The sequence below is a fragment of the Burkholderia pyrrocinia genome (genome assembly GCF_018417535.1).
Lineage (GTDB): Bacteria > Pseudomonadota > Gammaproteobacteria > Burkholderiales > Burkholderiaceae > Burkholderia > Burkholderia pyrrocinia_E.
The window spans coordinates 981744-999772 of sequence record NZ_CP070977.1; the positions used below are offsets into that span (position 1 = coordinate 981744).

Genomic DNA, 18029 nt, shown 5'->3' on the forward strand with positions numbered 1-18029 from the left:
GCCGCTCATGAAACGCATCCTGTTCTGCGTGGTGCCCGAAAAAGGGCACGTCAATCCGTGCATCGGTCCGGCCCAGCATCTGCGCGCCGCCGGCTGCGACGTCGCGTTCTACGCGCCGGCCGACATCAGCGCGCAACTTGACGGCGCGGGCGACTTCGCGTTCGTCGGGCCGCGCGAGACGCCCGAACGCCACGACCTGTCGCGCGGCGCGAGTTTCGCCGCGAACATCCGCGACGCCGACTGGCTGCGGCACTGGATCCGCACGCTGCTGATCGACCTTGCACCCGCGCAGGTGGACGGCATCCGCGCGGTGCTGCGCGAATGGCGGCCCGACGTGGTCGTGATCGATCCGCTGCTCTATGCGGCGGCGATCGCCGCCGAGCTGGAAGGGCTGCCGTGGGTCTCGATGTCCAATTCGCTGAATCCGGTGCTGCCGGACGAGCTCGATTCGGAACTGTTGCGCACGGTGCGCTGGCTCGCACCGGAACGCACTCGCCTGTTCGCGCGCTACGGTCTCGACGCGCGCTTTCGTGGATGCGACATCCTGTCGCCGCATCTGACGCTCGCGTTCACGACCGATGCGCTGGTCGGCGCGCCGCCGCCAGGTGTCGAGCTGGTCGGCCCGGCGTTGCCGTCCGGCCCGCGCGGCGACGAGACGCCGTTCCCGTGGGAACGCCTCGATGCGGATCGTCCGCTCGTCTACATGTCGCTCGGCAGCCAGCTTTACTACCACCCGGACGTGTTCGCGAAGGTCATCGACGCGACGCGCGCGACGTCGGCACAACTGGTGCTGTCGGTGGGCGAACTGGTCGATTCGGATTTGCTGCCGGCCGGTGACGAGCGCGTCGTCGCGGTGCGTTATGTGCCGCAGCTGGCGTTGCTGCGGCGCACGCATGCGTTCGTCAGCCACGGCGGCGCGAATTCGGTGATGGAGTCGCTCGCGTGCGGCGTGCCGATGCTGCTGTCGCCGTTCTGCAACGACCAGTTCCATTCCGCACACTTCGTCGAGCGGGCCGGCGCCGGATGCGTGTTGGATCTGCAGCAGGCCGGCGTCGCGGACATTGCCGATGCGCTCGAACGCCTGTTGCGTCCCGGCCCGCTGCGCGAGCATGCGGCGCGAATCCGTGCGAGCTACGCGCGCGACGGCTCGGCGCAGGCCGCCCGGCTGATCAGCGAACTCGCTTCAGGAAGCCGCCTGGCGACAGCGTCATGAGCACGCGGTCCTCGATGTTCTCGTCGACTTCGAACCGGTCGTCGCGGGCGAGAAATTCGCGTACGGCCGTCGCCGGGTTGTTGCCTTTGCCGTACGGCTTGCCGTCGAACATCGATGGCGGCAGATATTCCATGATGGTATCCATCACGATCGCGTAGCTGCCGGGCGTCACGAGCGACGCATAACATTCGAGTTCGCGCAGCACGTGCGCGTGCGTATGCGTGAGATCGAGGATCGCCATCACGCGCGCGCCGTCGCCGATCTGTGCGTGCACCGACGCGAGCGTGTCGGCCGCGCACGATTCGCCTTCGATCAGCACCATGCGATGGGCGAGCCGGTGCGATTGCAGGCGCTGCCTGACCTCGTCGCGCAGGCGCGGTTCGATCGCGACGACGCGCCCGTGACCGCCCGCCAATTCCAGCATCGACGCGGAGAATACGACGCCGCCGCCCGCCGCGATGCCGGTCTGTACGATGCAGTCGGGGCGCTCGCGCCAGATCAGTTCCTGGAGCGCGAGCATGTCGCCGGGCAGATGGAAGAAGCGCTCGCCGAGCCAGCGCGTCTGGAACAGATGGTCGAATTCGGCAGCACGTGTCAGCCATTCGATATTGATGTCCCGCATGCGGGCCGAAGGACGCTCTGACATGGTCAATGCAACGAGTAGGAGTGACGTGAAAACGCTGGAACCCTGGCTTCACCGGCACTGGCAGCTCGGGCCGGCGCGCCTGCAGGCGCTGTCGTCGGGCCATACTAACAAAACGTATCTCGTCGAGTGCGATTCGGGGCGCACGGTGCTGCGCGTGTCGTGGTCCGGCAAGCCGATCGAGCAGGTGCATCGCGAGGCGTCGATACTCGGCGATCTCGGCCGTTCGCGCACGGCGCCGATGCTACCCGCGCTGCCGCGACTGCGGCCGACCGTGGACGCGCAATCCGGCGTGCAGGTGCCTGATGGAAGCTGGCTGCATCTGTTCGAGCATATCGACGGCAGCCCCGGCCTGCCCGACGATGCGCACGCGGGCGCGATCGATGCGATGCGCGCGCTCGCGCATCTGCATGCGGCGCTGGCGGCGATCCCCGTGAGCGAATCCGCGCTGATGGCCTGGTTGGCGGCGCGCCATGCCCGTGTATCGGCGCGCGCGATGCCGTCGTTGCCGGGCGACTTGAGCAGCGATTACGACACGGTGATCTGGCGGATTGGCACGCATCTGGACACCGCGGCCCGCTGGCTGACGGGGCCGGTGCATTGGCTGCACGGCGACTATCACGCGGGCAATCTGCTGTACGTGGGCCATGCGGTGAGCGGCGTGCTCGATTTCGACGATGTCGGGCAGGGTGCGCAGTGGCTCGAGGCGGCCTTTGCGCTGTTCGCGCTGTCGCGCGATGCGGGCAGGGACGATCGCTTCGTCTTCGATGCGCAGCGATGGGATGCCGGCCTGCGAGCCTATGCAGCGACGCGGCCCGATGCTGCGCCGGACTGGATGCGCATGAACCGAGATGCGTTGATGGCGCTGTTCTGCGTGGACCAGACGCTGATCCATCTGGAAGCTGCGCAACGCGGCCTGTGGATGCCGGGGCCCGGCATCGGATTTCTAGGTGGCTGGCGGCAGTTGCTGGACGGCGCGGCGCCCGGAAGTTAGCTGGCTGCCGCGTCAGTCCTGTCGATTCAGGAACAGGCGCACGGCTTCGACCGTGTTGGGTCGCGCTTCTCCATGCCGCGATCCGTCGTGCATGCAGAACAGCACGTCCTGATGCCGCGCTGCGCTGCCGGCGACATGCGCGCGCATAGCGTCGCACAGCGCCTGGGGCGACGGCGCCGGCCGCTGCCAATCGTCGAGGATTGCGGTCCAGCCCGTGTGTTCGCGCTTCATCCGCGCAAGTACGCCGGCACGATTGTCCTGCGGCACGAGCCCGTAGGGCAGGCGCAGCGGAATCGTGTCCGGCGCGGGAACGCCGGCCCGGCGATAGGCTTCGCGAATCAGCGCGTCGGTCGCATCGATTTCGGCGATCAGCACGCCGTCCGCCAGCGCGCCCGGCCTCGCATGCGAATGGGTGTGATTGCCGAGCCGGTGGCCTTCGCGCGCCATTCTCGCGGCGACGTCGAGTGCGCCAGCGAGGTTCTTGCCGAGTAGAAAGAAGGTCGCCGTGCACGAGGCATCGCGCAGGACGTCGAGCAAGGGCGGTGTCGATGGGCCCGGGCCATCGTCGAAACTGAGGCGAATGGACATCGCGTGGAGGGCGCGTCGTGTGAGTGGAACCTGAACGATAGCGCAATCCGGCGCCGGACCGGTTGTGCGTCGTCAGCGAGCGGAAGCATGCGGGCGCAACGCGGCCGTGCGAAACCACCCGTGCTCAAGCGTTGAATCGCTCAATCGTCGCAAGCAAGCGCCGGCTCGTCCGGAATCGCCCGCTCCGCCAGCGCGACATAATCGCCCGACGCCGTGCGCTCGACCCTTGCATCGACGCGGTACGCGCGCCGCAGGTTCGGCGGCGTCAGCACGTCGGCCGGCGCGCCGTCCGCGACGAGTCCGTCGGCGCTCAGCAGCACGAGCCGGTCGCAGAAACGCGATGCGAGATTCAGGTCGTGCATCGCGACCAGCACGATCGCGCCGCGCCGGCGGGCCGCCTCGCCGACCGCCTCCAGCGCGAGCAATTGCCAACGGAGGTCGAGCGCGCTGGTCGGTTCGTCGAGCAGCAGCAGCGGCGTGTCGCGCACGAGCACCTGCGCGAGCCCGACCATCTGCCGCTGGCCGCCCGACAACCGGTCGAGCGGCGACATCGCCAGCGGGTGCAGCCGCAGCCGCGTGAACACCTGTTGCAAACGCCGGTCGCGCATCGCGTCGGACAGGCCGCCGCAGGTGGCGCGCAACGCGCTGCGCACGGCTTCGTACACGAGCAGCGACGACGGTTGCGGCAAGGTCTGCGGCAGATAGCCGACCTGCCGCGTGTGTTCGCGGCGCGACCCGTGCAGCAGATCGAAGCTGCCGAATGCCGCGTGACCGGTCGCGGACGCGAGCCGCGCCAGCGCGCGCAGCAGCGTCGACTTGCCGACGCCGTTCGGCCCGAGCAGCCCGATCGTCGTGCCCGGCTCGACCGGCGCGAGCGACAGCCCGTCGAGCACGACCCGGGCGCCGTAGCGGACGCACAGCGCGTCGAGGTGCAGCATCGGCTCAGCCATCGAGCCTCCTGCGCCGGCTGACGAGCAGCATGAACAACGGCACGCCGACCAGTGCGGTGATGATGCCGATCGGCAGCGTCACGCCGGGAATCAGCGTCTTGCTGAGCACGGACGCGCCGGCCAGCATGATCGCGCCGGCGAGCGCCGCGCCCGGCAGGTAGTAGCGATGCTCGTCGCCGACCAGCAGCCGCGCGACGTGCGGCCCGACGAGGCCGACGAAACCGATCGTGCCGACGAACGACAGCGCCGTCGCGGACAGCAGGCTGATGCGCGCGAGCGCGACGAGCCGCAGCCGCTCGACCGCGATGCCCATGCTGCGCGCCTGCTCGTCGCCGGCGCGCAGCGCCGTCAACGACGCGACGTCGACGCTCGCCCACAGCGTGCAGGCGGCGAACACGCAGGTCAGCAGCACGATCTTGCCCCACGTCGCGCGCGCCAGGCTGCCCATGCTCCAGAACACGATCTGCTGCAGCGCATTCGCGTCGGCGATGAACTGCAGCAGCCACAGCAGGGCCTCGAAGCTGAACATCAGGCCGATGCCGAACAGCACGACGGTTTCGGTCGTTGCGCCGTGGCGCCACGCGAGCCAGACGATCAGCAGCGTCGCAGCGCTCGCGCACGCGAACGCGCCGAGCGACAGCGCGACGTTCTCGTTCCACAGCACCAGGTGCCAGCCGGAAATCACGACGAGCGACGCGCCGACGCTCGCAGCGGCCGACATGCCGAGCGTGAACGGGCTCGCGAGCGGGTTGTTCAGCACGGTCTGCATTTCGGCGCCGGCGAACCCGAGCGACGCGCCGACGAGCACGGCCATCAGCGCATACGGCAGGCGCACGTCCCACAGGATCACGCGCTGTTCGAGCGGCAGCCCGTCGGGCCGGAACAGGCCGCCGACCAGGTCGGCGACCGGAAACGGCGACGGGCCGGTCGAGACGTCGACGACGAGCAGCGCGACGAGCACGCATGCGAGCGCGGCCAGCGCGCCGACACGCCGCGCGGCGACCGCGCGGTAGCGGAGTCGCAGCGACGGCGGCGAAACGGGCGTCGTCGTGCTCATGCGGCCGCTCCGGACGCGGGCTCGAAAACCACGCGTGACGCAAGCGCGAGGCTCGGCAGCACGACGCCGCCGTGATCCTCGCCGTCGATCAGCCGAAACGCGGCGTCGAGCCCTGGGCGGCCGCCTACGCGCGCGACGAAGTCGCGGGCGGAACTGACCTGCTTGCGGGCCTGCTGGCGGCGCATCCGTTCGGCGTCGGGGTTCGGTACACCTTCCTCGAGGCTGCCTGCGGTCACGAGGACGCGCAGCGGTGGTGCGAGCGGGGCGGTTTGCACGGCGAACCGGTCGGCATAGGGCAGCAGCGTGCGCTCGCCCCACCAGATCGACGGGCTCGCGGCCACGTAGCGCCGAAACAGGTGCGCGCGCGTGAGCATCGCGTACAGCGTCAGCAGGCCGCCGTACGAGTGGCCGAACAGCGTCTGCCGCTCGGGATCGACCGGCAACTGGCGGGCGAGCCACGGCTGCACGTCGTGCTCGATGAAGTCGAGAAAGCGGTCCGCGACGACGCCGCGGCCGTTCGGCAACGGCGCGAGCGTGTAGTCGTCCGCGCGCGCGGCCATGTCGTAGGGTCCGTCGACCGGATAGCCGATGCCGATCACGACGGCCTCGGCGTCGCGCGAGCCGTCCGGCTGCGCGCGACGATTGCGGGTGAGCTGCGCCGCGAGCGGGAACAGTGCATTGCCGTCGAGCACGGTGAGCACCGGATGGGGGGCCGAGCCGGAACGGTCGGCCGGCAACGCGACGAACAGACGCCGCGTGCGGCCGGCGATCGTCACGTCGAACTGGCGGCTGTTCGGCACGAAGACCGGCGGCGCGGCGTCGAAGCCGGGCCAGGCAGGTGCATCGGCGGCACACGCGGGCGCGAGCGGGCCGGCCAAGCCGGCGACGAGCAGGGAGCGGCGCATGGAGGAGGTGGGCATCCGCATGTCAGGATCCTTCCTGCACCCAGTATTCGCCTTGCAGCGGAATGGGCTGGAAGCGTCGCACCATCGTGTCGAACGTGGTGCGCGGATCGAGATCGGCGAACAGCGCCGGATGCAGCCACTTGGCCATCGCCTGCACGGCGACGACGTTGAACGGCGAATTGTAGAAGTGATGCCAGATCGCATACGCGCGCCGCTCGCGGACCGCACGCAGCGGCGCGAGCTGCGGCCGCTTCAGCGACCGGTCGAGCGAGCGGACGGCGGCGTCGCGCGGCACGCCGGCGCCGAGCGCGATGCGTTGCGGCGCGCTTTGCAGCGTCTGGAGCGAGCCGATCGCGGTGCCGATGTAGAAATCGGGCTGGCGGCTCAGCACGTATTCGGGGTTCAGCGTGCCGTGCTCGCCGGGCACGCGGCCTGTCGCGACGTTGTTGCCGCCGGCGGCGTCGAGCAGGTGGCCCATCATGCCGGTCATCGTGTCGCAGCAGTCGCCCGACAGGCCGACGCGGCTTTCGAGGAACACGCTCGGCGCGGCCGGGCGCGCGGTCGCGAGCCGTGTGCGGACGAGGTCGAGCTGCTGCTGCCAGTACGCATTGAATTCCGCCGCGCGCTGCGGCGAGCCGAGTATCTGGCCGAGCAGCGCGATGCTGCGCGGCGTGTTGGCGAGCGGGTCGTGCCGGAAGTCGACGAACACGATCGCGACGCCGGCCGCCTCGAGCCGCGCGAGCGTTTCGCGATCGCGCTCGCCGGGGCCGTGGCCGCCGCCGAGCCCGAAGATCGCGACCTGCGGACGCAGCGCGAGCGCGCGCTCGTCGCTGAAGCTGCCGGACTGCGAGCGTCCAATGCGCGGCACGTCCTTCAGGTGCGGGAAGCGCGCGAGCCATTGCGCGTAGCTCGCGGGATCGAGTTGCTCGAAATCCCCCATCATGCCGACGAGGCGGCGCGTCGGATCGTCGCTGTCGACCACCGCCAGCGCCGGCAGCAGGCGGCCCTCGCCGAGCAGCACGCGCTCGACGCGCGCGGGAATCCGGACCTGCCGCCCGGCCAGGTCGGTGACGGTCGTCGTGTCCGCGTGCGCGGCATGCATCACGAGCCAGCCGCACAGCCATACGCCCAGCATGGCCCACATTCCGCTTGTCTTTTTCACGCGACTCCCGATACGATATAAATGAGAACAATTCTCATTTAATTGTAGCCGACCCGAGGCCATGGCAGGGGCATCGGCCGTTTGATCGAACACCAGAATAGTTTGCGCGGGCGCAAGAGGCCTGCGCGCGGGGGTATGACGACATGACAGCGCTGACGCCAGCCGCTTCCCATTCCGATCGCTATCGACACGACGCGCACGTCGCGCGGATCCGCGAGGTGCGGCCCGGGCTGCGGATCCATTCGGACGACGCAACAGACGAATTCGACGCCGTGATGTCGGGGCAGTGTTCGCCGGGCCTGCATCTCGTGCTGCTGCTCGAGGGCGCGCTCGACGTGTCGTACGGCGACCGGCGCGTGGTGTTGACGACGGACGGGCGCCGCACCGGCCGCGCGGACCGCGAAGCCGCGCGGTCCGCGGTGCGGATGCAGTCGTTCCTGCTCAACGCGGTCGAGCCGGACACGTTCCGCAGGCGGCTCAGCAAGGGCGGTTACGCGCGGCGGCTGAGCCTCGCGATGTCGGGCGAATGGCTCGGCCATCTGCAGGCGGCCAGCCGAGGCGTCCTGCCGGAACAGCTCGGTGCGATGCTGTCCGCGCATCTCGCGATCCGCTTCTGGCAGCCGACGCCGCGCGCGACGGCGCTCGCCGAACAGATCGTGCGGCCGCCCGCCTATCAGCCGATGCTGCAGGCAATCTACCTGGAGAGCCGCGTACTCGAACTGCTCGCCGAGGCGTTCACGCCGCTCGAGACCGACGCGGCGCAGGCGGCGGACGCGTCGCTCGGCTCGCGCGACTATCGCCGGATGGCCGAGCTGCGCGCGTTCCTCGCGAGCGACGCGGCGCAGGAACTGTCGCTCGACGACATCGCGCGGCACGCCGGGATGAGCGCGAACGCGATGCAGCGCCAGTTCCGTGCGGCCTACGGCACGACCGTGTTCGACTTCGTCCGCGAACATCATCTGCAACGCGCGCGGCTCGCGCTCGAGCGCGACGCGATGAGCGTCAAGCAGGCCGCGGCGCTGGCCGGCTACACGAGCGCCGCGAATTTCGCGACGGCCTACAAGCGCCGCTTCGGCGTCACGCCGACGCTCGCGCGACGCAGCGACCGGCGCTGACGACGGCCGGCGACGGCGCTCAAACGACTTCGATGCTTACGCAAAGATTTCGGTTGATTACATGTTTCATAATACAAATGAGAATCAATAGCATTATGAAACGTAGAAGGCGCCACCATGTCGAGTCAAGCTGCAAGCTTTGCGTTGAAGCCGGTCGTCGTTGCCGGCCTGTATCTGATGGGTGCGTCGTGCGCGTGGGCGCAGACGCCTGACACAACGGCGGAACCCGCCGCCGCGTCCTCCGTCGCCGCCCGATCCGCCGCCGCCAAACCAGACGACCCGGCGAAGCCGGCCGAAGCCGCGCCGCCGGAGGCCGCCGCCGATCCGGCCGCGCTGAAGGAGATTGTCGTCACGGCGAGCCGCCGCGAGCAGGCGATCCGCGAGGCACCCGCGAGCATTTCGGTGATCAGCCGGGAAAACATCGACGCGAAGCCGTATACGTCAGTCGCCGAGATCGTCGCCAACGTCGAGGGCGTGAGCGTCGTCGGTGCATCGCCGAACGACCAGGACATCTCGATTCGCGGGATGCCGGGCGAGTACACGCTGATCCTCGTCGACGGCCGCCGCCAGAACACGCGCGAAACGATGAACCGCGGCACGGCCGGCGTGCAGTCGAACCTGATGCCGCCGCTGTCCGCGATCGAGCGGATCGAGGTCGTGCGCGGGCCGATGTCGTCGCTGTACGGCGCCGACGCGATGGGCGGCGTGATCAACGTGATCACGCGCAAGGTGCCGAAGCGCTGGGGCGGCACGATCACGGCCGGCAGTGTGTGGCAGCTCGAATCGAACCAGGGCGACACGCAGAGCGTCGACTTCTGGCTCGGCGGCCCGCTGAAATCCGACGTGCTCGGGCTGCAGGCGTCGGGGCGTCTCCTGCATCGCGGCGAAGACGACATCTACTACCCGAACAGCGGAACGGGCGGGGCGAACGGGCAGCGGATCGGCAGCTTCGACGTGAAGCTGTCCGCGAAACCCGCGAGCAACCAGGACGTGAGCGTGAACATCGGGCGCGAGCAGCTCACCTATCTCAGCACGCCGGGCAAGAGCGCCGCGCCGCTCACGCCGCGCACGGCGGCCACCGCGCTTACGGAGACGCGTCATGTCCGCGATTACTGGGGCATCACGCACGACGGCCGCTGGGGCTTCGGCGACACGACGGTGTCGCTGTACGGCGAGCGCGGCGTGCAGGACCAGTGGACGCCGGCCGGGCGTTCGCCGGTGAAGCCTGCGCTGACCGACACGATCCTCGAAGCCAAGGCCGCGGTGCCGTGGTGGGGCGAGCGCAACATCCTGACCGTGGGCGGCCAGCACATCTGGTCGAGGCTGTCGGGCGTCAGCGTGCAGGACGCGGTGCCGAAAGGGCATGGGGTCAATGCGGATCGCGTCACACGCAACGCGTGGGCGCTGTTCGGCGAGAACGACTACTTCTTCAACGACCGCTTCACGCTGACGACCGGCGTGCGACTCGATCACGACGACCGCTACGGCAGCCACGTGAGCCCGCGCATCTACGGCGTGTACCAGCTCAGCAAGACGTGGACGGTGCGCGGCGGCGTATCGACCGGTTTCCGTCCGCCGTCGCTGCGCCAGAGCACGGCCGGCTACTGCATGACGTCGGGCGGCGCGGCGGGCGCGACGCCCGGCACGCTGTGCGGCAATCCGGATCTCAAGCCGGAGACGAGCCTGACCGAGGAGCTCGGCGTGCGCTACGACCTGGGCGACACGTACGCGGGCCTGACGCTGTTCAACAACCTGTTCAAGAACAAGGTGGCGAGCTACGACACGGGCAAGCCCGATCCGCGCTCGCCGGGCCGCAACATCTACGTGTACGACAACATCGACCGGGTCAAGCTGTACGGGCTCGAGATCGGCGCGGGCACGCGCCTGTCGCGCACGCTGAAGGTGTCGGGCGCATATACGCTGACCGAATCGCGCCGCGAGGGCAGCGGCGAGAAGGCGTTCAACGGCAGCTCGCTCGACGGCTTTCCGCTCGACAAGACGCCGAAGCACAAATTCAACGTGCAGGTCGACTGGACGCCGACGGCCAAGCTCGATCTCTACGCGGCGGCGAACTACAGCGGCAGCGAATACTGGGCCGCGTTCCGCAACGGCGCGCAGGGCGTGCGCGAGCGGCCGTCGACGACGACCTTCGATCTCGGCGGGCGCTACCGGATCGACAAGCGTTTCTCCGTCAATTTCGCGGTGCTGAACCTGACCAACAAGATGGTGCCGATCGACGATCGCACGCGCACGACCGGGCTGAGCGGCAACTGGCTCGTCGACCAGGGGCGCCGCATCGCGGTGAGCCTGACCGCGGAAATGTGACGGCATGGCCGGCGCGCCGCGTCGGCTCGTTCAATCTGGAGGCAATGTCATGAATGCGATTTCCCGACCTGACGAACTATTAGTACCCCATAACGTATGGGATGTGTATCGCGCTGATACCCCGCTGTTTCTCGCAACGCCGGCGCATACGTTGCTGGCCTGCGATGTCGCGGAGGCGATCCCGCATGCGGACGCACCGCTCGCGGCGCGTGTGAACGACGCGTTGCGCCGTGCGCGGGCCGACGGTCACGTGGGCGCGGCGGTCGTCGGTGCGGTACCGTTCGACGTCGACGCGCCGGCCGTGCTGCGGGTCGCGCGCACGATGCTGCGCGCGCGGCCGCTCGACGCGCAGCGGGCAGCCGGGCCGGCCGGCACGCGCTACGCGACGCGCGAGGTGCCGTCGGCGGACGCGTATGCCGACGCGGTCGCGGATTTCTCCGAGCGCGAGCACCGCATGGCGCTCGACTACGTGGCAGGCCGCTGCGGAATGGCGGTGACCACGGACGCGCTCGTCGGCGTCGCGCCGGCGGACGATGCGGCACCGATGCTCGCCGCGATCGCGGCGCAGGTCGCCCGCAGCCTGCGGATGCCGGCCGCCGACCTGCGCGAGCACGACAACCTGGTCGATTGCGGGCTCGATTCGATCCGGATGATGACGCTCGTCGAGCAGTGGCGCGCGCAAGGCTACGACGTCACGTTCGTCCAGCTCGCCGAACAGCCGACGCTCGGCGCATGGACGCGGGTGCTGCAGCGCGCGGCGCAGGTGAGCGCATGACGGCGCGTCCGGCGATGCCCGATGCCCGTCCGGCGTCGTTCGTCAGCACGGCGGAGGTGTCGGTGCCGCAGGCCGACCGCGTGCTGTTCAAGCTGTGCAAGCACTACGCGATCAAGGTGCCCGTCGTGTTCGACGAACATCGCGCGACCGTCGATTTCCCGTACGGCGTCTGCCGGATGCTGCGCACCGACGACGTGCTGCAGTTGCGCTGCGAAGCCGATTCTTCGGAGCAGCTCGAGCAGATCCAGTACGTGATGGACGAGCACCTGGGGCTGATGTCACGCAACCGGACGCTGGTGGTCGCATGGGAGCGGGGCGCGTGACGCGGCCCGCCTCCGGCTCAACGAACTTCGAAGCAAGCCCGCTCATGAAAAACGAATCCCTGCCGATCCGCGCGACTGCCGCGCAATACGGCATCTGGGTCGCGCAACAGGTCGACTCCGACGATCCGGGCTATCTGACGGCCGAGACCGTCGAGCTCGACGGCGCGCTCGACGTCGCCGCGCTGACCGACAGCGTCGAAGCCGTGCTCGATCACGCCGACGCGCTGCACATGCGGTTCGCGTGGCAGGACGATGCGCTGTGGCAGGCGCGCCGGACGCCGCGCACGCGGCTGCCGCTCGTCGACCTGTCGGCGCAAGCCGATCCCGTGCAGGCGGCGCACGCGTGGATGAAGGCGTCGCTGTCGATCTGCTGCGACGTGACGGACGATCCGCTGTACCGCACCGCGCTGCTGCGGCTGTCGCCGACCCGGCACTGGTGGTATCTGCAGGTGCATCACATCGCGCTCGACGGCTTCGGCTACGGGCTGCTGCAGCAGGCCGTGGCCGTCCGCTACAACGCGCGCGTCGGCGGCGGGCCGCTGCCGGCGCTGCCCGACTGGCGGATCGATCGCGTGGTGGAGGCCGACGCGCGTTATCGCGCCGACGGCGGCTTCGATGCCGATCGCGCGTTCTGGCGTGCGCATCTGCGCGACGTGCCGGGACGCGCGCAGGTGCGCGCGATTCTCGAACGGCGCGACGCGCGCCGGATCGTCGTCGTCGTCGGCCCGTGCTCGTTCACCGATCCATGCATCGACTGGGAGGCGACCGAGGACGCGCTGCTGCGCGCCCGCCGCCTGCTGACCGGCGACCGCGTCCATTCGCGCTGACGCACGACGTTTACCTTCTTTCATCGGACCACCTTATGTCGACGACTTCCGCTGACTCCCTGCCCACGCCGGCCGATGCCGGCGTGTCTCTCCTGCCGCTGCTGCTCGTCAATTTCGCGATGGTGGCCGGCACCTATGCGTTCGTCACGATCGCCGGACCGATGGCGCGGCGCATGCATCTCGAACCGCTGCACGTCGGCGCGATCATCGGCATCGTCGGGCTCGTGTGGATGATCGCCGCGCCGCGCTGGGGGCGCGTGGCGGACACGCGCGGGCGGCTGCCGGCGATGCGCGCGGCGATCGGCGGCTTCGTTGCGAGTTCGCTGCTGCTGGCCGGCTACGTCGGCTGGGCGTTGCGCGACGGCGGCAGCGCCGTGCCGCCGGTGTGGGTGGGCTTTGTCGCGCTGCTCGTCACGCGCGCGGCGATGGGCGGCTGCTACGCGGGGCTGCCCGTCGCGGCCACGGCGTGGATCGCGGACCGGACGTCGGCCACGGGGCGCGCGGCAGCGATCGCGCGATTCGGCGCGGCGGGCGCGATCGGGATGGTGCTCGCGCCGCCGCTCGCGGGCTGGCTGGCCGGATTCGACATGACGCTCGCGCTCGCCGTTTTCGCGCTGCTGCCGCTCGCCGGACTTGCGGGGCTGCGACGGCTGCGCGACGACGGCGCGCATGCGGTGCGGCAGGCGCCGCCCCGGCTGAAGCCGACCGATCCGCGCGTGCGCCTGCCGTGGTGCAGCGCGTTCGCGCTGTACAGCGCGGTGATGATCGCGAACAGCGTGCTCGGCTTTTACGTGATCGACCGGCTGCACGTGCGAACGGGCGACGCGTCGATGGTGGTCGGCTACGCGCTCGGCAGCGCCGGCATCGGGCTGATCGCGACGCAGTCGCTGGTCGGCCGCCTGCGTGCGGTCGAGCCGCTCCAATGGCTGCGCTGGGGCGCGCTGGCGGGTGGCGCGGGGTTCGTGTCGGCGCTGGCCGCGCAGGCCGCGCACCCGCTGCTGCTGTGCGCGAGCTACTTCGTGGCGGCGTGCGGGATGGGCGCCGCATTTCCCGCGGTCGCGGCGCTCGCGAGCACGCGCGTCGAAGCGCACGAGCAGGCCGCGTGTGCGGGCACGATGTCGATGGCGCAAGGGCTCAGCATGGTCGTCGCGCCGCTGGCCGGCACGACGCTGTACGAACTGCATCCGGCGGCGCCGTTCGCGTCGATCGGCATGGTGCTCGCGGTCGTATTCGTCGCGACATGCGGCACCGGGGCACGCGCGCCGGCGGCGTGACGGTTTTCGTGAGTGTCGCGCGAATCGGTCGCCGGTTATTCGACTGGCGCAACGACCAGCGGACAGGTGCCGATCGTGCGCAACCGCGTGCCGGTCCATTCGTAGAAGAACCGCGCCGCCTTCGCGTTGCTGTCGTCGCAGTCGTCGTTGAAACAGCCCGCGACGACCAGCAGCGTGCTGGCGGCGCGGAAATCGACGCGATCGTCGTCGTTGCCCATCACGCCCGAGATCGCGTTCACGCCGGGCATCGTGTACGTCGCGCCCGTGTACTTGTCGACGATCGCGAAATTTCGGCAATCCGTTCCGCAGCCCCAGATCGCGACGCGATAGTGGCCGGCAAAATTGGCCGGTTGCGTGAATTCGTCGCGAATGACGGTGCGGTACAGGCGGGCTTCCTTGGTGGTCAGCCGCGGCGATGCGGCCGGCTTGCGCGGCGCGCTTGCGGCGCGTGCCGGATAGCGGTCGAACGACGGCGACGGGCACGCGGCGGCGGCCGCTACTGCGGACGGAGGCACCGCGCGGGCCGTGCCGGAACCGGCAATCAGCGCGGCCGCAGCGCCGGCGCTCAGCAGAAATCGAAAGGCGAGCGTCACGCCAGCATCCTTCATGTTCGGGGTGGGATCGGGCCGGATGGTTCGGACGACCGGCGACGACGATTCTATGACGCTTCGCGTGTGCCGGCGACACGGAATGGCGATTGCGCGCGAGTGCCTTCAGTCGCGCATCGAACCGGCCACGCGTGATATGGCACCCCGTCAAGCATTGTCAAATCGTGGCGATATCACGATGCCTGACGTTTCGGGCCGTGCACGAAGGCTGTCATGCACCGGTCGATTGAGTATCCTTGGATTCGATTCGCGGCACTTATGCAGTCACAACCGGGAGGCTTCACATGAATGCACGTCTATACCGCGCGACCGTTGCCGGCGCGCTGATCGGATTGCTCGCGCCGTTTTCGGTGGCCCATGCGCAGCTTGGCGACGTCCTGAAGCAGGTCGGCGGCGGCGATTCGGGCGGCAGCGCGGGCGGTGCGCTCGGCAACCTCGGCGGTCTCGGCGGCGCATTGACGGGCGGCGGCGGTTCGTCGCTGATGCCGGGCAGCACCGGCAACGTCGCGGGCCTGCTGCAGTTCTGCATCCAGAACAACTATCTCGGCGGGGCGTCCGGCGGCGCGTCGTCGGTGAAGGACGCGCTGCTCGGCAAACTCGGCGGCAATGCGTCGTCCGACAGCGGCTACACCAGCGGCGCGAGCGGGATCCTCGACGCCGGCAACGGCAGCAAGCTCGACCTGAGCGGCGGCGGCCTGAAGCAGCAGCTGACCAGGCAGATCTGCGACAAGGTACTGACGCAAGGGAAATCGCTGCTGTAAGCACGGGGGCGTGCACCCCGCAACGGGGCGCACGATATCGAACGCCGGCGCGGCGGATGTGCAGCATGACAGCGCGACTGCCAGCCGCGCATGCATTTCGCCGCAGTTGCGGCGCGGCGTATGTCCGGCGCGTTGTTTCGGCTACCGTCGTCCGATCCGCCGCTCGATGCAGGGAAATGGTCTGGTCGGGCGCTCCGGTCGTGCCGACGATTCACGTCGGCAGCCGCTGCAGGCTGGCCAGCCGCCGCTTGTGTACCGCCCACCGCGTGCGTCAATCGGCCAGCCGCTTGTCCGCGAGCGCCTTGCAGCAGTCTTCGTACACCCATTGCACGAGTTTCGCCCGGTAGTCGAGATCGTCGGTATCGACGATTTCCTCGACCGCGTCGCGTGCCCACGACGCGTCGACGAACCCGGCGTGGCGCTTCGCGATGTCCTGCGCGAGCGCCGCGAGCTTGGCGACCGCGAGCCAGTCGGCCTGACGGTGATGGCGGTCGAGCCAGCGGTGCGCGGCCTGGACCTGGAACGTGGCGTCCGGCCACGATTCGTTGAGGTAAAACGCGCCGAGATTGCCGCAGGTGAGCCAGCAAAGCAGCTCCAGGCGGTCTTGCGAGCCGAGGGTATGGGATGCGTCGGACATGGCAGCGCTCACGAAATGCATTGATTCCGGGCGGCGCCGGTCGCAATGGATCGGTGCCGATAATAAAAACATAGCACGATGCGGGCCCGGCCGCGCACCCGGGCGGATGCTGACACGACGGCGGAATGGCGGACGCCCGGCCGGCGTTTGCGGCCGACGGCGGAGTGGCGCTGCGACGGGTCAAAGACCTTTCGAATGACTGTCAATCGTCACACCAGCCGATCGAAACGCTCGTTAGAATGTCGGCTTCCCTGCGAAGCATGGGACCAGACGCGACGCATGGGGCTGGAGCAGGTGCTGAAGCACCTACTCCAGCCGACATGAGCGCGAAATCGCCAACTCTGGCCAACCGCACAAGGCATGGGACCGGAGTAGGCGCTAAAGCGCCAACTCCGGTCGACAGGAGACGGAACACGATGAAAATCTACGACCAGTTCTATATCGACGGCGCATGGCGCAAACCGGCCGGGACGGGCACGATCGACGTGATCGACTCGGGCACCGAAGCCGTGATCGGCCGGATTCCGGAGGGCATCGCATCCGACGCGCAGGACGCGATTCGCGCTGCGCGCGCGGCCTTCGACGCATGGGCGGCCACGCCGGCCGCGACGCGCGCGGGCTACCTGCGCAAGATCGTCGAGCATCTGCAGGCGCGCAGCGAGGAACTCGCACAGTCGATCACCGGCGAAGTCGGGATGCCGATCAAGCTGTCGCGCGCGATCCAGGTCGGCGGCCCGATCTACAACTGGAAGGCGTACGCGAAACTCGCCGAGTCGTTCGAGTTCGAGGCACAGGTCGGCAACTCGCTCGTGGTGCGCGAGCCGGTCGGCGTGGTCGCGGCGATCACGCCGTGGAACTACCCGCTCAACCAGGTCACGCTGAAGGTCGCGCCGGCGCTTGCGGCCGGCTGCACGGTCGTCCTGAAGCCGTCCGAAGTCGCGCCGCTCAACGCGTTCATGCTCGCCGAAGCGATTCACGAAGCCGGCCTGCCGGCCGGCGTGTTCAACCTCGTGTGCGGCTACGGTCCGGTCGTCGGCGAGGTGCTGGCCACCGATCCGGACGTCGACATGGTGTCGTTCACGGGCTCGACGCGCGCCGGCAAGCGCGTGGCCGAGCTGGCGGCCGCGGGCGTCAAGCGCGTCGCGCTCGAACTGGGCGGCAAGTCGGCATCGGTGATCCTCGACGATGCCGATTTCGCGACGGCGGTGAAGGGCACGGTCAACGCGTGCTACCTGAACGCGGGGCAGACCTGCTCGGCGCACACGCGGATGCTGGTGCCGGAAGCGCGCTACGAAGAAGCGCGCGAGATCGCGAAGGCCGCGGCCGAAACGTACGTCGCGGGCGACCCGCGGCAGGACGCGACGCGCCTCGGCGCGCTCGCGTCGGCCGTGCAGCAGCAGCGCGTGCAGGCGTACATCCAGCGCGGGATCGACGAAGGCGCGGAACTCGTGACGGGCGGCACGGGCTTGCCGGAAGGACTTGCGAAGGGTTTCTTCGTGAAGCCGACCGTGTTCGGCCGTGTCGATCCGAAATCGACGATCGCGCAGGAGGAGATCTTCGGGCCGGTGCTGTCGATCATCACGTATCGCGACGAAGACGAGGCCGTGCGGATCGCGAACGATTCGCCGTACGGGCTCGGCGGCGCGGTATGGGCCGGCAGCGACGAACGCGCGATGAGCGTCGCGCGCCGCATCCGCACGGGGCAGGTCGACATCAACGGCGGCACGTGGAACGGCACCGCGCCGTTCGGCGGTTACAAGCAGTCGGGGCATGGCCGCGAGAACGGCGTATACGGGCTCGAAGAGTATCTCGAGTACAAGTCGATGCAGTTGAAGCCGGCGACGCCGGCCTGAGCGCTTCGCGCCGCATGAA

General features: G+C 69.3%; 18 protein-coding genes. 10 read left to right on the plus strand and 8 right to left on the minus strand.

Features of this window, described 5'->3' with window-relative positions; genetic code table 11:
- Nucleotides 1-7 precede the first annotated feature (7 nt).
- Nucleotides 8-1213, plus strand: a complete 1206-nt coding sequence (locus JYG32_RS04645; RefSeq protein WP_213264814.1) for a glycosyltransferase — start codon at nt 8-10, stop codon at nt 1211-1213.
- Here JYG32_RS04645 and JYG32_RS04650 read toward each other — a convergent pair.
- On the minus strand, nt 1170-1859 hold the full coding sequence (locus tag JYG32_RS04650) for a cephalosporin hydroxylase family protein (protein WP_213264815.1): 690 nt from the start codon (nt 1857-1859) through the stop codon (nt 1170-1172). The two genes, JYG32_RS04645 and JYG32_RS04650, sit on opposite strands and share 44 nt — an antisense overlap.
- A 25-nt stretch (nt 1860-1884) precedes the next feature.
- Between JYG32_RS04650 and JYG32_RS04655 the strand changes: the two genes are divergently transcribed.
- Nucleotides 1885-2850 (plus strand): phosphotransferase, encoded by a 966-nt coding sequence (locus JYG32_RS04655; RefSeq protein ID WP_249744586.1) that lies wholly within the window; start codon nt 1885-1887, stop codon nt 2848-2850.
- A gap of 12 nt (nt 2851-2862) precedes the next feature.
- On the opposite strand, the gene JYG32_RS04660 is transcribed toward JYG32_RS04655, so the two are convergent.
- The 5 genes from JYG32_RS04660 to JYG32_RS04680 all read right to left on the minus strand — a co-directional run bounded on the left by JYG32_RS04660 (nt 2863) and on the right by JYG32_RS04680 (nt 7494).
- Nucleotides 2863-3438, minus strand: a complete 576-nt coding sequence (locus JYG32_RS04660; RefSeq protein WP_213264817.1) for a polysaccharide deacetylase family protein — start codon at nt 3436-3438, stop codon at nt 2863-2865.
- 140 nt (nt 3439-3578) lie between these two features.
- The gene (locus tag JYG32_RS04665) at nt 3579-4388 is read right to left on the minus strand and encodes an ABC transporter ATP-binding protein (RefSeq protein ID WP_213264818.1); all 810 of its coding nucleotides are present in this window, start codon (nt 4386-4388) and stop codon (nt 3579-3581) included.
- A complete protein-coding gene (locus JYG32_RS04670; protein WP_213264819.1) occupies nt 4381-5445 on the minus strand; it encodes a FecCD family ABC transporter permease in 1065 nt (354 codons plus the stop codon). Before JYG32_RS04670 ends, JYG32_RS04665 begins: the two co-directional genes overlap by 8 nt.
- Entirely contained in the window at nt 5442-6371 is a 930-nt protein-coding gene (locus JYG32_RS04675; protein ID WP_213264820.1) for an alpha/beta hydrolase, read from the minus strand. Before JYG32_RS04675 ends, JYG32_RS04670 begins: the two co-directional genes overlap by 4 nt.
- Nucleotide 6372: 1 nt before the next feature.
- Nucleotides 6373-7494, minus strand: coding sequence for an ABC transporter substrate-binding protein (locus JYG32_RS04680; RefSeq protein WP_213265377.1), 1122 nt, complete (start codon nt 7492-7494; stop codon nt 6373-6375).
- 161 nt (nt 7495-7655) lie between these two features.
- Between JYG32_RS04680 and JYG32_RS04685 the strand changes: the two genes are divergently transcribed.
- The 6 genes from JYG32_RS04685 to JYG32_RS04715 all read left to right on the plus strand — a co-directional run bounded on the left by JYG32_RS04685 (nt 7656) and on the right by JYG32_RS04715 (nt 14151).
- Nucleotides 7656-8627 carry a helix-turn-helix transcriptional regulator gene (locus JYG32_RS04685; protein ID WP_213264821.1) on the plus strand — a complete coding sequence of 324 codons (972 nt, stop codon included), beginning with the start codon at nt 7656-7658 and terminating at the stop codon, nt 8625-8627.
- A gap of 117 nt (nt 8628-8744) precedes the next feature.
- On the plus strand, nt 8745-10952 hold the full coding sequence (locus tag JYG32_RS04690; RefSeq protein ID WP_213264822.1) for a TonB-dependent receptor domain-containing protein: 2208 nt from the start codon (nt 8745-8747) through the stop codon (nt 10950-10952).
- A 151-nt stretch (nt 10953-11103) separates the two neighbouring features.
- Complete coding sequence (locus JYG32_RS39435; RefSeq protein WP_283842724.1) at nt 11104-11727, plus strand: phosphopantetheine-binding protein; 624 nt, start codon at nt 11104-11106, stop codon at nt 11725-11727.
- A complete protein-coding gene (locus tag JYG32_RS04705; protein ID WP_213264823.1) occupies nt 11724-12050 on the plus strand; it encodes a DUF2218 domain-containing protein in 327 nt (108 codons plus the stop codon). The genes JYG32_RS39435 and JYG32_RS04705 overlap by 4 nt, the downstream gene beginning before the upstream one ends.
- Before the next feature lie 44 nt (nt 12051-12094).
- A complete protein-coding gene (locus JYG32_RS04710; RefSeq protein WP_249744587.1) occupies nt 12095-12877 on the plus strand; it encodes a condensation domain-containing protein in 783 nt (260 codons plus the stop codon).
- Between the two features lie 35 nt (nt 12878-12912).
- Complete coding sequence (locus JYG32_RS04715; protein ID WP_213264824.1) at nt 12913-14151, plus strand: MFS transporter; 1239 nt, start codon at nt 12913-12915, stop codon at nt 14149-14151.
- Nucleotides 14152-14186: 35 nt separating this feature from the next.
- Here the strand turns inward: JYG32_RS04715 and JYG32_RS04720 are convergent, their stop codons facing one another.
- Nucleotides 14187-14744 (minus strand): hypothetical protein, encoded by a 558-nt coding sequence (locus JYG32_RS04720; protein ID WP_213264825.1) that lies wholly within the window; start codon nt 14742-14744, stop codon nt 14187-14189.
- A 299-nt stretch (nt 14745-15043) separates the two neighbouring features.
- Between JYG32_RS04720 and JYG32_RS04725 the strand changes: the two genes are divergently transcribed.
- Nucleotides 15044-15520 carry a DUF2501 domain-containing protein gene (locus tag JYG32_RS04725; protein ID WP_174381834.1) on the plus strand — a complete coding sequence of 159 codons (477 nt, stop codon included), beginning with the start codon at nt 15044-15046 and terminating at the stop codon, nt 15518-15520.
- A 271-nt stretch (nt 15521-15791) separates the two neighbouring features.
- Here JYG32_RS04725 and JYG32_RS04730 read toward each other — a convergent pair whose 3' ends face one another.
- Nucleotides 15792-16157 carry a hypothetical protein gene (locus JYG32_RS04730; protein ID WP_047900785.1) on the minus strand — a complete coding sequence of 122 codons (366 nt, stop codon included), beginning with the start codon at nt 16155-16157 and terminating at the stop codon, nt 15792-15794.
- Nucleotides 16158-16573: 416 nt separating this feature from the next.
- Between JYG32_RS04730 and JYG32_RS04735 the strand changes: the two genes are divergently transcribed.
- Complete coding sequence (locus JYG32_RS04735; protein ID WP_213264826.1) at nt 16574-18010, plus strand: aldehyde dehydrogenase family protein; 1437 nt, start codon at nt 16574-16576, stop codon at nt 18008-18010.
- Nucleotides 18011-18029 lie beyond the last annotated feature (19 nt).

Excerpts from the sequence above, each read along its gene's own strand:
- JYG32_RS04645 (WP_213264814.1), top strand. The coding sequence starts at position 8 with ATGAAACGCATCCTGTTCTGCGTGGTGCCCGAAAAAGGGCACGTCAAT.
- JYG32_RS04650 (WP_213264815.1), bottom strand. The coding sequence starts at position 1,859 with ATGTCAGAGCGTCCTTCGGCCCGCATGCGGGACATCAATATCGAATGG.
- JYG32_RS04660 (WP_213264817.1), bottom strand. The coding sequence starts at position 3,438 with ATGTCCATTCGCCTCAGTTTCGACGATGGCCCGGGCCCATCGACACCG.
- JYG32_RS04665 (WP_213264818.1), bottom strand. The coding sequence starts at position 4,388 with ATGGCTGAGCCGATGCTGCACCTCGACGCGCTGTGCGTCCGCTACGGC.
- JYG32_RS04670 (WP_213264819.1), bottom strand. The coding sequence starts at position 5,445 with ATGAGCACGACGACGCCCGTTTCGCCGCCGTCGCTGCGACTCCGCTAC.
- JYG32_RS04675 (WP_213264820.1), bottom strand. The coding sequence starts at position 6,371 with ATGCGGATGCCCACCTCCTCCATGCGCCGCTCCCTGCTCGTCGCCGGC.
- JYG32_RS04680 (WP_213265377.1), bottom strand. The coding sequence starts at position 7,494 with ATGTGGGCCATGCTGGGCGTATGGCTGTGCGGCTGGCTCGTGATGCAT.
- JYG32_RS04685 (WP_213264821.1), top strand. The coding sequence starts at position 7,656 with ATGACAGCGCTGACGCCAGCCGCTTCCCATTCCGATCGCTATCGACAC.
- JYG32_RS04690 (WP_213264822.1), top strand. The coding sequence starts at position 8,745 with ATGTCGAGTCAAGCTGCAAGCTTTGCGTTGAAGCCGGTCGTCGTTGCC.
- JYG32_RS04705 (WP_213264823.1), top strand. The coding sequence starts at position 11,724 with ATGACGGCGCGTCCGGCGATGCCCGATGCCCGTCCGGCGTCGTTCGTC.
- JYG32_RS04710 (WP_249744587.1), top strand. The coding sequence starts at position 12,095 with ATGAAAAACGAATCCCTGCCGATCCGCGCGACTGCCGCGCAATACGGC.
- JYG32_RS04715 (WP_213264824.1), top strand. The coding sequence starts at position 12,913 with ATGTCGACGACTTCCGCTGACTCCCTGCCCACGCCGGCCGATGCCGGC.
- JYG32_RS04725 (WP_174381834.1), top strand. The coding sequence starts at position 15,044 with ATGAATGCACGTCTATACCGCGCGACCGTTGCCGGCGCGCTGATCGGA.
- JYG32_RS04730 (WP_047900785.1), bottom strand. The coding sequence starts at position 16,157 with ATGTCCGACGCATCCCATACCCTCGGCTCGCAAGACCGCCTGGAGCTG.
- JYG32_RS04735 (WP_213264826.1), top strand. The coding sequence starts at position 16,574 with ATGAAAATCTACGACCAGTTCTATATCGACGGCGCATGGCGCAAACCG.